A 13,939-nucleotide genomic window follows, 5' to 3' on the forward strand; every position below is an offset into this window, starting at 1 on the left:
CGTCGCGAGCGCGACGGTGCTGGCCGCGACGCTGCTGCACTGCGCGGCGGCGGGCCACCCGCTCGCCGAGGTCGCCGCCGACCTGCGCGGCGTCGCCGGCCACGAGCCGCCGCAGGCCGCCGTGCGCCGCCTGCTGGCGCTCGGCCACACGTCGGGCACGGACCTGGCGCACGGCGTCCTCGCCGGCTGCCGCGCCGCCCTCGGAGGGCGCGTATGAGGGACTGGGTCGAGGTGCGGCGGGGGGGCTACCACGATTCGGTCACGCTGATGCGGGTGAGCCGGCGGCTGTCGGAGCGGCCGGGCGTCGCCGGGGCCATGGTCGCGATGGGCACCGGGCTGAACCGCGAGATGTTCGGCCGCATGGGCTTCGCCGTGCCGGACGAGGCCGGGCCCGACGACCTGGTCGTGGCGATCCGGGTCGAGGACGAGGGACCCGGCGGAGCCGGACTGGACGAGGCCAGGGAGGCGCTGGAGGGACTGCTGCGGGAGGCGTCCCGCCCGCCCGCGCCGGAGGGGCTGCTGGGGGCGCCGGCGCCGGCCAGGACGACCGGGTCCGCGGCGGCCCGCGGCGAGGCGACCGTGGCGCTGCTGTCGGTGCCGGGCCCGCACGTCTTCCCCGAGGCGATGGACGCCCTGGACGCCGGCCTCAACGTGATGATCTTCAGCGACAACGTGCCGGTCGCGCAGGAGATCGCGCTGAAGGAGGCGGCGGCGCGGCGCGGGCTGATCGTGATGGGCCCGGACTGCGGGACCGCCGTGGTCGGCGGTGCGGGCCTGGGGTTCGCCAACGCGGTGCGGCCCGGCCCCGTGGGCGTCGTCGCGGCGTCCGGGACGGGCGCGCAGCAGCTGATGTGCCTGCTGGACGCCGCGGGCGCCGGCGTCAGCCACGTGCTCGGCGTCGGCGGGCGGGACCTGTCGCCCGAGGTGAGCGGACGGTCGGCGCTGGCCGCGCTGGCCGCGCTGGACGCCGACCCGGCCACCGACCTGATCGTGCTGGTGTCCAAGCCGCCCGCGCCGCAGGTGCTGGACCTGATCCGGGAGGCGGCGCGGCGCCTGGACACCCCGGTGGTGTTCGCGCTTCCGCTGCCCGGCGAGGACGACCTGACGCGGGCAGCGGAGAAGGCGCTGAGGGCGCTCGGCCGGCCCGTCCCGGCATGGCCCCGCTGGACCTCCCCGCGCGCCGCCGCGCCCGTACGCGGGCGGGCGCTGCGCGGGCTGTTCGCGGGCGGGACGCTGCGCGACGAGGCCGAGATGATCGCGCGGGACGCGCTCGGCCGGGATCTGGAGGCGCGCGGCCACCGGTTCACCGACTTCGGCGACGACGCCTACACGCGGGGCCGCCCGCACCCGATGATCGACCCGACGCTGCGGCTGGAGGCCCTGCGCGCCGAGGCCGCCGACGACGGCTGCGGCGCCCTGCTCCTGGACGTGGTGCTCGGGTACGGCGCCGAGCCCGATCCGGCCGCCGCCCTCGCCCCGGCCGTCGCCGCGGCGCTGCGGGACCGCTCCGACCTCGCCGTGGTGGTGTCGTTGTGCGGGACGGCGGCCGACCCGCAGGACCGCGACCGGCAGGCCGTCGCGCTGTGCGAGGCGGGCGCCGACGTGTTCGCCTCCAACGCGCAGGCGACCCGGCACGCCCTCACGCTGGTGGACGGGCCGATCGTCGAAGGGACGCCCCGATGAGCGACGAGCGGGACACGCGGCGCGACACGCACCGCGACACACACCGCGCCCACCGGCTGGGCGGGCTGCTCTCGCGCGAGCCGAGCGTCGTCGCGACCGGCGTGGAGGTGCTCGCGAGCGCGCTCGCCGACCAGGCCGTCCCGGTGGAGGCCGTCGACTGGCGCCCGCCGCCCGCCGGGACGGAGGCGGCGCTGGCGGCGGTCCTCGGCGCCCCCGGCCACGCCGAGGCCAACGCGCGCGCCGTCCGGCGGATGGTGACGGCGCGCCCGCACCTGGTGGACGTGCGCCCCGCGCGCGACGTGCTCGGCCTGGAGCCGGGGACGTTCCTGCACGCCGGCCCGCCGCTGGAGTGGGACCGCGCGTCCGGCCCGATGCGCGGCGCCCTCGTCGGGGCGATGCTCCTCGAAGGGCTCGCCGAGACGCCGCGCGGCGCCGAGCGCCGGCTGGAGCGCGGCGCGGCCGTGTTCGAGCCGTGCCACCACCACGCCGCGGTCGGCCCGATGGCGGGCGTCGTCAGCCCGTCCATGTGGATGCTCGTGGTCGAGGACGCCGAGCACGGCGGGACCTCCTACTGCTCGCTCAACGAGGGCCTCGGGAAGGTGCTGCGGTACGGGGCGTACGGGCCGGAGGTGATCGAGCGGCTGGCGTGGATGGGCGAGGTGCTCGGCCCGGCCCTGCGGGAGGCGGTGCGGCGGCACGGTCCGCTCGACCTGATGTCGCTCATCGCGCAGGCCCTGCAGATGGGCGACGAGCTGCACAACCGCAACCGGGCGGCGACGTCGCTGCTGCTGCGCGAGCTGGCGCCCGCGCTCGCGGCGGCCGAGGAGGTGCCCCGGGCGAGGGCCGCCGAGGCGCTGGCGTTCGCGGCGGGCAACGACCACTTCTTCCTCAACGCGGGGATGGCGGCGGCGAAGGCGTGCGCGGACGCGGCCCGCGGCGTGCCCGGTTCCAGCCTCGTCGTGGCGATGGCCCGCAACGGCACCGACTTCGGCATCCAGGTGTCGGGGACGGGCGACCGCTGGTTCACCGGCCCCGCCGGCGTCCCGGACGGCCTCTACCTCGGCGGCTACGGCCCGGACGACGCCAACCCCGACATCGGCGACTCGGCGATCACCGAGACGGCCGGGATGGGCGGGTTCGCGCTCGCCGCCGCGCCCGCGATCGTGCGGTTCGTGGGCGGCGAGGTCCCCGACGCGGTCGCCGCCACCCAGCGGATGTACGAGATCACCCTGGCCGAGCACCCGGTGCTGCAGATCCCGCTGCTGTCCTTCCGGGGCACCCCGGTGGGCGTGGACGTCGCCCGCGTCGTCCGCACCGGGATCCTGCCCGTCATCGACACCGGCATCGCCGGGCGGGAGGCCGGCACGGGCCAGGTCGGCGCGGGCCTGGTCGAGCCGCCCGCGAACGTGTTCGCCGACGCCCTGCACGCCCTCGCGGAGACGGTGTAGCGGGAGCGGCGGGGCGCCGGCTCCCGCCTCGGCGACGGCGGGGTAACGTCGCCCGCATGAGCGAGTCGATCACCGGGGGGCGCGCCCTGACGGGCGAGCAGTACGCGCTGAGCGCGGGGCACTACCAGGCCGTCGTCACCGAGTCGGGCGCGAGTCTGCGGGAGCTGACCCACCGGGGGCGCCCGCTGGTGCTGACGCACGGCGCCGACGAGCCGGCCCCCGCCGCGTCCGGGCACCTGCTGGTCCCGTGGCCGAACCGCGTCGACCGCGGCCGCTACGCGTACGGCGGCGAGACGCACCGGCTCGACCTGTCCGAGCCCGAGCGGGACTGCGCCATCCACGGCCTGGTCCGCCTGGCGGCGTGGACCGCCGCCGAGCACGAGCCCGACCGGGTGCGGCTCACGCACCGGCTGCTCGGCGCGGCCGGGTACCCGTTCCGCCTCGACCTGGAGGCCGAGTACGTCCTCGACGCGGCCGAGGGCCTGCGCGTGCGGATGACCGCGCGCAACACCGGGACGCGGACCGCCCCCTACGGCCACGGCGCGCACCCCTACCTGACGGTCGGCGAGCCCGTCGACGGCTGCACGGTCACGCTGGGCGCCGACCGGTACGTCCCGGTGGACGACCGGACGATCCCGTCCGGGCCGTCCCTGGACGTCACCGGCACCCCGTACGACCTGCGCACCGGGCCCGTGTTCGGCGACCGGCGGATCGACAACGCGTTCACCGGGCTCAACCGCGACGGCCACGGCCGCACCTGGGCGACCCTGTCCGGGGGCGGCCGCACGGTCGCGCTCTGGGCCGACGAGGCGCACCCGTGGATGGAGGTCTACACCGCCGACCACGCCCCGCGCCCGCGGATGGGGCTGGGCGTCGAGCCGATGACGTGCCCGCCCAACGCGTTCGTGTCCGGGGAGGACGTCGTGGACCTCGAACCGGGCGCCGAGTTCAGCGGGACCTGGGGAATCCGGGTGTTCTGATCACGCCGGATCGGTTCCCTCCCCGGCGGCGGTTGGGGGATCATTGCAGGGTGAACCTCAGCGTCTCCTCGTACGACGATCTGTCCGCGCGCATCGCCACCGTCCGCGACGTCCACGGCGAGCGCTTCCCCGGCGGCGCGGAAGGCCGCCAGCCGGTCCACACGGTGTACGTCCCGGCGGACCGGTTCTCCCGCTCGACGCCCTCCGACTTCGGCGCCGAGGCGCTGCGGCTGCTGAACACGCACACGCCGGGCGCCGGGTCGTTCGGCGCGGCGTTCGGGCTCGATCCGGAACTCGCCGGGCCGGTGCGGGAGCGCGTCGCGGCGAAACTGGCCGCCGAGCCGGTGGAGGACGTCCGGATCGACTTCGAGGACGGCTACGGGGTGCGCGACGACCAGGAGGAGGACGCCCACGTCGAGCAGGTCGTCGAGGCGGTCGCCGCCGCGTACCAGGTGAAGGGCCTGCCGCACTACTGGGGGCTGCGGGTCAAGTCGTTCACCGACGGCGGCCACGAGCGCGCGATGCGGACGCTGGACGGCTTCCTCACCGCGCTGCGCGACCGGCTCGGCCGGCTGCCCGGCGGGTTCACCATCACCTTCCCCAAGGCGACCTCGATCGATCACGTCAGGCTGTTCGTGGAGTTCCTGGACCGGCTGGAGACCTCGCTCGGGCTGCCGCAGGGCATCCTGCGGTTCGAGATCCAGATCGAGACGCCGCAGGCGCTGATGGACCACGAGGAGGACCGGATCGGACTCCAGTCCTTCGTCACCGAGGCGCAGGGCCGCATCACCGCCGCCCACTTCGGCGTGTTCGACTACACCGCCGCGCTCGGCCTGCCGCCGCACGAGCAGCGGCTCGACCACCCCGCCTGCGACTTCGCCCGGCACATCATGCAGGTGTCGCTCGCGGGCACCGGGGTGCGGCTGTCGGACGGCTCCACCAACATCATCCCCCGCAACGACGGGCCCGACGAGGTGAACGCCGCGTGGGCCGCGCACGCCGCGCACGTCCGGCACTCGCTGGCGCACGGCTTCTACCAGGGCTGGGACCTGCATCCCGCGCACCTGCCGAGCCGGTACGCGGCCGTGTACGCCTTCCACCTGAACGGCGCCGACGACGTGATCGGACGGGTCCGCGCCTGGCACGAGCAGGCGGGGAACGGGAGCGGCGTCCTGGACGAGCCCGCCACCGTCAAGGCGCTCACCGCCCGGCTGCGCCGTGCGGTCGACTGCGGGGCGCTGGACGAGAGCGTCCTTCCCGCGGGCGGCTGAGCGCGGACAGGTCTTCCGGGGTGTCGATGTCGTCGGGCGCGGCGACGTCGTCGCACGGGACGGGCGTCACCAGCTCCGGGTGGGCGCGCAGGTAGCCGCGCGCCCCCTGGTCGCCGACCGCCGCCTCGGCGACGCCGGCGAGATGCCCCGCGGCCAGCAGGACGGGGTTGCGCGGCGCACCCCCGTAGGTGGCGACCGCGATGCCCGCGCCCTCCTCGAACGCCGCGACCAGCCGTCGCACGGCGGCGGGCGTCACCAGGGGCTGGTCGACCAGCGCGACGACCACGGCGGGGCAGCCGGGCGGCAGCGCGGCGAGCCCGGCGCGCAGGGACGAGCCCATGCCGTCGCGCCAGTCGGGGTTGGGCACGACGACGGCGCCGATGACCTCGATCTGCGCGGCGCCCGCCACCACCAGGACCGGGGAGCAGCCCCCGTCCCGCAGCGTGCGGACGCCCCGGTCGACGAGCCGCTCGCCGTCCAGCTCCAGCGTCGCCTTGGGACGGCCGAGGCGGCGGCCCTCCCCCGCCGCGAGCAGCAGGCCGGCCGGTGCTTCCTCACTGCGCAACGTCATCCCGCGAGGGTAGTGCCGTCAGCCCGACTCGGCGTGGATGCGGCCGCTGGTGTCGGTGAGCGGGCGGCCGGAACCGCCCCAGCGCAGCTGCACCAGCTCCGCCGCGATCGACACGGCCGTCTCCTCCGGCGTGCGGGCCCCGAGGTCCAGGCCGATCGGCGAGCGCAGCCGGGCCAGCTCGGCGCCGGTCAGGCCCGCCTCGCGGAGCCGCGCCGTCCGGTCGTCGTGGGTGCGGCGCGAGCCCATCGCGCCGACGTAGCCGGCCTCGGTGCGCAGCGCCACCTCCAGCAGCGGCACGTCGAACTTGGGGTCGTGGGTGAGGACGCAGATCGCCGTACGCCCGTCGATGGCGTCGCGCGTCTCCTCCAGGAACTTGTGCGGCCACTTCACCACGACCTCGTCGGCCTCGGGGAACCGCTTGGGCGTCGCGAACACCGGCCGCGCGTCGCACACCGTCACGTGGTAGCCGAGGAACTTGCCGATCCGGGCGACGGCCGCCGCGAAGTCGATCGCGCCGAACACCAGCAGCCGCGGCGGCGGCGCGAACGAGTGCACGAAGACGGTGAGGTCGTCCAGCCGCCGCTCCCCCTCCGGCCCGTAGTGCCGCTGGCCGGTGAGGCCCTGGGCGAGCATGCCGCGCGCGTCGTCGTCCACCGCCGCGTCGAGGCGGGCCGCGTGCGGGGCGCCGGGCGCGAGGGATCCGGACGCGCGGTCGGTCCAGACCACGCGGCGGGCGCCGATCCGGCCGGGCCCGGCCACGACGGTGGCGACCGCGACCGGCTCGCGCGCCTCGATGGCGGCGGCGACGTCGGCGAACTCGGGGAAGGTGTCCGGGCCGACGGGCTCCACCAGCACGTCCAGGATCCCGCCGCAGGTCAGCCCGACGGCGAACGCGTCGTCGTCGCTCACCCCGTACCGCTGGACGACGGGTTCGCCGGTCTCCAGGACCGTCCGCCCCAGCTCGTACACCGCGCCCTCGACGCAGCCGCCGGACACGCTGCCCGCGACCTCCCCGTCGGGCGAGACCGCCATCGCCGCCCCCGGAGGGCGCGGCGCGCTGCGGAAGGTGTTCACGACGGTCGCGAGCGCGAACGTCCGCCCGGACCCGTACCAGCCGGCGATGTCGCCGAGCACGTCACGCATGAGCCCTCCCCTTTCCGGCGCCCGCGACGAGGCGGGCCAGTTCCTCCAGCGCCGCGAGGCTGTGCCCGGAGGTGAAGTCGTCGACGTGCGGGAGCGCCGCGGCCATCCCCGCGGTCAGCGGCTCGTACCCGGGCCGCGCCTTGTGCGGGTTCGCCCACACCACCCGGTGCGCGAGCCGGTGCAGCCGCGCCATCTGCGCGCCGAGCAGCCCGGCGTCGCCGCGCTCCCACCCGTCCGAGGCGATCACCACGACGGCGCCGCGCGCCAGCCCCCGCTGCCCGAACCGGTCGAGGAACTCCTTCAGCTCCTCGCCGAGGCGCGTGCCGCCGCTCCAGTCCGGGATGGCCGCGGACGCCGCCGCCATCGCCGCGTCCGGGTCGCGGTGCCGCAGCTCCCGGGTGAGGCGGGTGAGGCGCGTCCCCGCGCTGAACACCTCGACGTCCCGGCCGCCCGAGCGCGCGGCGGCGTGCGCGAACCGCAGCAGCGCGTCGGCGTACGGGCTCATCGACCCGCTGACGTCCACGATCAGCACGACCCGGCGCGGCCGGGTGCGATGGCTCCGGTGCCGGAGCAGGGACGTCTCGCCACCGCGCCGCAGCGTCTCCCGGACGGTGCGGGCGGGGTCGAGCCGCCCGGTCGGCGTCGGCGCGAACCGCCGCGACCTGCGCCGCTCGGCGCCCGCGTCCAGCAGGGCGATGAGCCGCGCGACCTCGGCGCGCTCGGCGGCGCCGAGCCGCGCGACGTCGCGGTCGCGGAGCACCTCGACGTCGCTGGCCGTGGCCGCCTCCAGCTCCTGCGGCCCCTGCCCGCCGCCGCGCCCGCCCGGCTCCGCCATCGGCACCCGGCGCACCACGACCGGCGGCCTCCCGCGTCCCGGGCGGGCGGTCGCGCCCGAGAAGTACGCGGCGAAGCAGCGGTCGTAGCGGGCGAGGTCGTCGGGGTCGGCGCACAGGGTGAGCCGGCCCGCCCAGTACACGTCGTGCGGGTCGAGAACGTCGAGATGGTCGAGCGCGGCGAGCATCGCCTGGACCCGCTCGGGATCGGCGGCCCCGCCCGCCGCGCGCACCGTCCTGGCGAAGCCGACCATCGTCTCGGTGACGTCCCGGTCCACGGTCACCCCCCGTCGAGCAGTGCCTCTAGCCCGGCCGCGCCGTCGCCGCCGAGCACGCGCTGCTGGTCCTCGCGGTACTTCAGGACGGCGCCGAGCGTCACCGCCGCCGTACCCGGGTCGAGGTCGCGGACGCCGAGGGCCACGAGCGCCTCCGTCCAGTCCAGGGACTCGGCGACGCCCGGCGGCTTCAGCAGGTCGGCCTCGCGCATCCGCTGCGCGGCCCGCGCCACCTGCCCGGCGAGCCGCTCCGCCGCGTCCGGCAGCCGCCGCCTGATGATCGCGACCTCGCGGTCGAACGAGGGGTGCTCCAGCCAGTGGTACAGGCAGCGGCGCTTGAGCGCGTCGTGGACCTCGCGGGTGCGGTTGGACGTCACCACGACCACCGGCGGCCGCTCGGCCCGGATCGTGCCGAGCTCGGGGACGGTGATCGTGAAGTCGCTGAGGACCTCGAGAAGGAACGCCTCGAACTCGTCGTCGGCGCGGTCCAGCTCGTCGACGAGCAGCACGCTGGGGGACGTCTCCAGGGCCTGGAGCAGCGGCCGCGCCAGCAGGAACCGCCGGTCGTAGAGCTCGCCCTCCAGCCGCGACACGTCGCTGACGCCCGCGGCCTCCGCCGCGCGCAGGTGCAGGAGCTGGCGGGGGAAGTCCCAGTCGTAGAGCGCCTGCGACGCGTCGAGGCCCTCGTAGCACTGCAATCGGATCAGCGGCGCGCCGAGGCCCCGCGCGAGCGTCTTGGCCAGCTCGGTCTTGCCGACGCCCGCCTCCCCCTCCAGGAACAGGGGCCGTCCCATCCGCAGGGCGAGGAAGCAGGCCGTGGCGAGCCCCTCGTCGCACAGGTAGCCGTTCCTGTCGAGCAGGCCCGCGAGCTCCGCGGGCGATCCGACCTGGTCCACGGTCATCGGCGCCGCCTCCCCCACGGATCACAGGCTACTCAGCCCGAGACCCAAGTCACACATCTGGTTCCGTACGGATCCGGCTCGGCCGTCCGCCCCGCTTTGCCGCGCTATGGGAACCTCCCCCACCGATAAAAACCTGTCAAAGCAGTAGGGAAAGTTGACTTTTGGACGCGGGCTGAGCAGCATCGGAGCCATGCGAAGCGGTGATCCCGGTGACCTGCCCCATGGGGACGACCTGACCGACGAGGCGACCTACGAGCGCGTCCGATCCCCCTCCCGGAGGGGACTCCTGCGGCTGTCGGCGGGAGCCGGGCTGACCGCCGGCCTCTCCGCGGCCCTCGGCCCGCGGCCCGCGGACGCCGCGACCGGAATCGTGAAGCCGCTGCCCCCGGAGCTGTTCGTCCCGCAGGGCACGAACGCCGAGATGCGGTGGGAGGCCATGCGCGGGCAGGGGTACCTCACCCCCACCGACCGGTTCTTCGTCCGCAACCATGTCGCCACACCGCTCATCGACGCGCGCACCTGGCGGCTGAGGCTCTGGGGAACCGGCCTGCGCGGCGCCCCCACCGAGGACCGCCCCGTCGAGTTCACCTACGAGGACCTCCTCCGGCTCCCGGCCGAGGAGGTCACCGCGTTCATCGAGTGCACCGGCAACGCCCGCGCGTTCTACACCTCCCAGCAGGGCCAGGAGGTGTCGGGGACCCCGTGGCGGCTGGGCGGGGTCGGCGTGGCCCGCTGGCGCGGCGTCCGCCTGGCGACCGTCCTGCGTCGTGCAGGTGTCACCCCTGAGGCCGTGGACATCATGCCGCGCGGGCTGGACGCTGAGTTCGTGGACAAGGGCGAGAACCTCGGCCGCGTGCGGCGCCCCCTGCCGATCGCGAAGGCCATGAAGGACGCGCTCCTCGCCTACGAGATGAACGGCGCCCCCCTGCCGCCCGACCACGGCCACCCGGTGCGCCTGGTCGTGCCCTCGTGGACGGGCATCGCCTCCATCAAGTGGCTGGGAGACATCCAGGTGGCCGACGAGCCGCTGTTCTCCCCGTGGAACACCCGCTACTACCGGCTCTTCGGGCCCGGCTACCCCGAGGAGGGATCGCCGCCCCTGACCCGCATGAACGTCAAGTCCGCGTTCGAGCTGCCCTGGGAGGCGTCCCTGCCGGCGCGCCCGCACGTCCTGCGCGGCCGGTCCTGGTCGGGCGGCGGCCGCATCCGGCACGTCGAGGTCAGCGTGGACGGCGGCAGGACGTGGCGCCGCGCCCGACTGCGGGACCGCCACCCGAGTCCCCGCGGATGGGTCCGCTGGGAGCTGCCGTGGCGACCCGAACGGCCGGGCCGCCACGAGCTCCTGGCGCGCGCGACCGACGAGACCGGCACCGCCCAGCCCGCGACCGCCCCCTACAACACGCTCGGCTATCTCTTCGGCGCCGTCGTACGGCACCCGGTCACCATCACCTGAAAGGGCACCCATGCCACTGTGGAAGCCAGACCCGACGTTCTACGCCTCGCCGCGCGACGCCGCCTCGGCGCCGCCGGAGAAGCTCGCCTACGTCGCGGCGTTCGACCGGGCCGCGGAGAAGCCGGACGCGATCGCGGTGCTCGACGTGGACCCCGGCTCCGCCTCCTACGGCTCCGTGGTCGGGTGGACCGAGCTGCCCTATCTCGGCGACGAGCTGCACCACTTCGGGTGGAACGCGTGCAGCAGCGCCCTGTGCCCCGGCTCCCCGCACCCGCACGTCGAGCGGCGGTACCTGATCGTCCCCGGGCTCCGGTCGTCGCGGGTGTACGTCATCGACACCAAGGACGACCCGACCGCCCCGAAGATCGTCAAGACGCTGGAGCCGGACGAGCTGGCCAAGCGCGCCGGGTACTCGCGCCCGCACACCGTCCACTGCGGGCCCGAGGGCCTCTACCTGACCGCCCTCGGCGGCGCGAACGGCGAGGACGGCCCCGGCGGGATCGCGCTGCTCGACCACACCTCGTTCGAGGTCCTCGGACGCTGGGAGGTCGACCGGGGCCCGCAGCACTTCGCCTACGACGCCTGGTGGCACATCGCGCACGACGTCCTCGTCGCGTCCGAGTGGGGCACGCCGTCCATGATCGAGGACGGTGTCGTCGGGGAACTGCTGCTCGGCCGCAAGTACGGGCACTCGCTGAACTTCTTCGACCTGCGCAAGCGCAAGCACGTCCAGACGGTCGACCTCGGGGACGAGCACCAGATGGTCCTGGAGCTGCGCCCCGCGCACGACCCGACGAAGCTGTACGGGTTCGCGGGGGTGGTCGTCAGCGTCGAGGACCTGTCGGCGTCGGTGTGGGTCTGGCACCGCGACGGCGACCGGTGGGCCGCGACCAAGGTGATCACGATCCCGGCCGAGCCGGCCGACCCGGACGCCCTCCCGCCCGTCATCCGGCCGTTCGGGGCCGTGCCCCCGCTCGTGACGGACATCGACCTGTCGGTGGACGACCAGTGGCTGTACGTCTCCTGCTGGGGCACCGGCGAGCTGAAGCGCTACGACGTCAGCGACCCGTTCCACCCGGTCGAGGCGGGCTCGGTGCGCATCGGCGGCATCGTCGGCCGGACCCCCCATCCCGCCGACCCCGGGCGCCCCCTGGCGGGCGGGCCGCAGATGGTGGAGGTCAGCCGCGACGGAAAGCGCGTCTACGTCACCAACTCGCTGTACGGCTCGTGGGACGACCAGTTCTATCCCGACGGCGTCGGCGCCTGGATGGCCAAGCTCGACTCCACCCCGGACGGCTTCTCGTTCGACGAGCGGTTCTTCCCCAGCGGCGACGACTTCCGCGGCCGCCGCCCGCACCAGACGCGTCTCCAGGGCGGCGACGCCTCCTCGGACTCCTACTGCTACCCGTGAACGACGGGTCGCTCGCCGCACTCGTCGCGCTCGGCGCGTTCCACGGCCTCAACCCGGCCATGGGATGGCTGTTCGCCGTGGCCCGCGGACTCCAGGAGCGCAGCCGGTCCCTCGTGCTGCAGTCGCTCCCGGCCATCGCCGCGGGCCACGCCGCCTCCGTCGGCGCCGTCGCCGTCCTGGTCGCCCTCACCCGCTCCGTCGTCGCGACCCGCGCGGTCGCGATCGGCGGCGGGGCCGTGCTCGTCGGGTTCGGCCTGTGGCGCCTGCTGTCGCGGCGGCACTTCCGCTGGGTCGGGATGCGGATCTCGCTCTGGCAGCTCGCCGGCTGGTCGTTCCTGATGTCGTCGGTGCACGGCGCGGGCCTGATGCTGCTGCCCGTGCTCACCTCGTCCGGGACGGCCCCGGCGGGCCACGACCACGGACTGGCGTCGTCCTCCGGCAGCGCCCTGTCGACCGGGATCTTCGTCACCGCCGTGCACACCCTGTCGATGTTCACCGTCGCCGGCGTGATCGCCGTCCTCGTCTACGAGATCGTCGGCCTGGCCGTCCTGCGCCGCGCCTGGTTCAACCTCGACCGCCTCTGGGCCGTGGCCCTCATAGGCGCCGGCACCATCACCGCCATCACCGCCTGGTGACCCGGCCGGTCCAGGGCGTCAGGTGGGGTCGGGGGCTTCGCCGCGCGTGTGGAGGAGGGCTCGGAGTTCGGTGAGCTGGTGGGCGGCGCGGGCCTTCTCGGCCCCGTTGATGCCCATGGCGGGGAGGGAGGTGCCGTCGGCGAGGTCGAGCGTGGGCCAGGGGTCGCCGGTGGTCATGGAGACGCCGACGACTTCGGGCCATTCGAGGCGGCGGGTGCGGAAGGCGTTGACGACCGTCAGGCCGGACTCGTCGGCGCCGACGCGGCAGCGCGCCAGCATGTGCAGCACCCAGGCGACCACCGCGGCGAAGGCGACCATCAGGATCCGGTCGAACAGCTTGAACTGCGGCGCCACCACCACGGCGAGCACGATCATGCCGAGCACGATCACGCCCGCCGTGGTGTAGGCGACGAGCCGGGTGGTGCGGGGGCGCCACACCGTCGGCAGGGCCGGGACGTCAGTCAACGATCTTCGCGATGGGGATCTCGAGGATGTCGTGGGCGCCCGCCGCCTTCAGCGCCGGGATCAGCGTGTTGACGCCGCGCTTGGCCACCACCGACTCCACCGCGTTGGACTCGCCGCCGGCCAGCGAGGTGACCGTGGGCGAGGCCATCGCGGGCATGATGTCCAGGACCTTCTGCAGGTCGCCGTGCGCGACGTTCAGCTTCAGCAGCACCTTGCCGCGGGCGCGGATCACGCCCTGCAGCAGCAGGGAGATGTCCTCCATCGCGGCGCGCTTCTCGGCGTCCTCGTAGGCCTCGCGGTTCGCGACCAGCTCGGTGTAGCTGGTCAGGAGCGTGTCGAGGATGCGCAGGCCGTTCTTGCGCAGCGACGAGCCGGTCTCGGTGAGGTCGACGATCGCGTCGACGATGTCGGGCACCTTCGCCTCGGTCGCGCCGTAGGACGGGACGACCGTGGCCTTGACGCCGTGCCGGTCGAGGTACCGCTTGGTCATCGCCGGGAACTCGGTGGAGATCCGCACGCCCTCCGGCAGGTCCGCCACGGACTGCCAGGGCGCGCCGTCCGGCACCGCCATGATCACGCGGACCGGGTTGGAGGTCGCCTTGGAGTACTTCAGCTCGCCGAGGCTGACGACGTCGGCGTCGGTCTCGGTGATCCAGTCGCGGCCGGTGATGCCGAGGTCGAACAGGCCCTGTTCGAGGTAGGTCGGGATCTCCTGCGGGCGCAGGACCCGGACGCGGTCGATGCGCGGGTCGTCGATGGAGGCGCGGTAGTCGCGGTCCGAGGCGCGCTGGACGGTGAGGTCGGCGGCGTCGAACAGCTGCATGGTCGCCTTCTCCAGCGACCCCTTGGGCAGAACGAGTGACAGCACG

At 75.0% G+C, this 13,939-nt stretch carries 14 protein-coding genes; 8 read left to right on the plus strand and 6 right to left on the minus strand.

Annotated features, from left to right (window positions below; all coding sequences use genetic code 11):
• The 5 genes from ABD944_RS35985 to ABD944_RS36005 all read left to right on the plus strand — a co-directional run.
• A partial coding sequence (locus tag ABD944_RS35985; RefSeq protein ID WP_345184674.1) for an oxamate carbamoyltransferase subunit AllH family protein occupies positions 1-217 on the plus strand: 217 nt, incomplete at its 5' end.
• The gene (locus tag ABD944_RS35990) at positions 214-1,683 is read left to right on the plus strand and encodes an AllF/FdrA family protein (RefSeq protein ID WP_345184677.1); all 1,470 of its coding nucleotides are present in this window, start codon (positions 214-216) and stop codon (positions 1,681-1,683) included. The genes ABD944_RS35985 and ABD944_RS35990, both read left to right, overlap by 4 nt.
• Entirely contained in the window at positions 1,680-3,131 is a 1,452-nt protein-coding gene (locus ABD944_RS35995; protein WP_345184679.1) for a YlbE family protein, read from the plus strand. The genes ABD944_RS35990 and ABD944_RS35995 overlap by 4 nt, the downstream gene beginning before the upstream one ends.
• A gap of 56 nt (positions 3,132-3,187) precedes the next feature.
• Entirely contained in the window at positions 3,188-4,111 is a 924-nt protein-coding gene (locus tag ABD944_RS36000; protein ID WP_345184682.1) for an aldose 1-epimerase family protein, read from the plus strand.
• 50 nt (positions 4,112-4,161) lie between these two features.
• Positions 4,162-5,382, plus strand: a complete 1,221-nt coding sequence (locus tag ABD944_RS36005) for a DUF6986 family protein (RefSeq protein WP_345184684.1) — start codon at positions 4,162-4,164, stop codon at positions 5,380-5,382.
• Here the strand turns inward: ABD944_RS36005 and ABD944_RS36010 are convergent.
• From ABD944_RS36010 to ABD944_RS36025, 4 genes are read right to left on the minus strand one after another with little or no spacing between them, the layout of a single operon-like run.
• Positions 5,312-5,953, minus strand: coding sequence for a nucleotidyltransferase family protein (locus ABD944_RS36010; RefSeq protein WP_345184686.1), 642 nt, complete (start codon positions 5,951-5,953; stop codon positions 5,312-5,314). The genes ABD944_RS36005 and ABD944_RS36010 overlap by 71 nt on opposite strands.
• Before the next feature lie 18 nt (positions 5,954-5,971).
• Positions 5,972-7,096, minus strand: a complete 1,125-nt coding sequence (locus tag ABD944_RS36015) for an XdhC family protein (protein WP_345184688.1) — start codon at positions 7,094-7,096, stop codon at positions 5,972-5,974.
• Positions 7,089-8,207 carry a vWA domain-containing protein gene (locus ABD944_RS36020; RefSeq protein WP_345184690.1) on the minus strand — a complete coding sequence of 373 codons (1,119 nt, stop codon included), beginning with the start codon at positions 8,205-8,207 and terminating at the stop codon, positions 7,089-7,091. The genes ABD944_RS36015 and ABD944_RS36020 overlap by 8 nt, the downstream gene beginning before the upstream one ends.
• 2 nt (positions 8,208-8,209) lie before the next feature.
• Positions 8,210-9,106 carry an AAA family ATPase gene (locus ABD944_RS36025; protein ID WP_345184791.1) on the minus strand — a complete coding sequence of 299 codons (897 nt, stop codon included), beginning with the start codon at positions 9,104-9,106 and terminating at the stop codon, positions 8,210-8,212.
• A 190-nt stretch (positions 9,107-9,296) separates the two neighbouring features.
• Here ABD944_RS36025 and ABD944_RS36030 point away from each other — a divergent pair, with 190 nt between their 5' ends.
• From ABD944_RS36030 to ABD944_RS36040, 3 genes are read left to right on the plus strand one after another with little or no spacing between them, the layout of a single operon-like run.
• Positions 9,297-10,559: a sulfite oxidase gene (locus ABD944_RS36030; RefSeq protein ID WP_345184692.1), complete on the plus strand. Its 1,263-nt coding sequence runs from the start codon at positions 9,297-9,299 to the stop codon at positions 10,557-10,559.
• A 10-nt stretch (positions 10,560-10,569) separates the two neighbouring features.
• On the plus strand, positions 10,570-11,970 hold the full coding sequence (locus tag ABD944_RS36035) for a selenium-binding family protein (protein ID WP_345184694.1): 1,401 nt from the start codon (positions 10,570-10,572) through the stop codon (positions 11,968-11,970).
• On the plus strand, positions 11,967-12,605 hold the full coding sequence (locus tag ABD944_RS36040; RefSeq protein ID WP_345184696.1) for a hypothetical protein: 639 nt from the start codon (positions 11,967-11,969) through the stop codon (positions 12,603-12,605). The genes ABD944_RS36035 and ABD944_RS36040 overlap by 4 nt, the downstream gene beginning before the upstream one ends.
• An 18-nt stretch (positions 12,606-12,623) precedes the next feature.
• On the opposite strand, the gene ABD944_RS36045 is transcribed toward ABD944_RS36040, so the two are convergent.
• The gene (locus tag ABD944_RS36045) at positions 12,624-13,070 is read right to left on the minus strand and encodes a PH domain-containing protein (RefSeq protein WP_345184700.1); all 447 of its coding nucleotides are present in this window, start codon (positions 13,068-13,070) and stop codon (positions 12,624-12,626) included.
• The gene (gene hisG, locus ABD944_RS36050) at positions 13,063-13,938 is read right to left on the minus strand and encodes an ATP phosphoribosyltransferase (protein ID WP_345184702.1); all 876 of its coding nucleotides are present in this window, start codon (positions 13,936-13,938) and stop codon (positions 13,063-13,065) included. The genes ABD944_RS36045 and hisG overlap by 8 nt, the downstream gene beginning before the upstream one ends.
• Between the last annotated feature and the right edge of the window lies 1 nt (position 13,939).

It is taken from the genome of Actinomadura verrucosospora (assembly GCF_039540335.1).
Classification (GTDB): domain Bacteria; phylum Actinomycetota; class Actinomycetes; order Streptosporangiales; family Streptosporangiaceae; genus Spirillospora; species Spirillospora verrucosospora.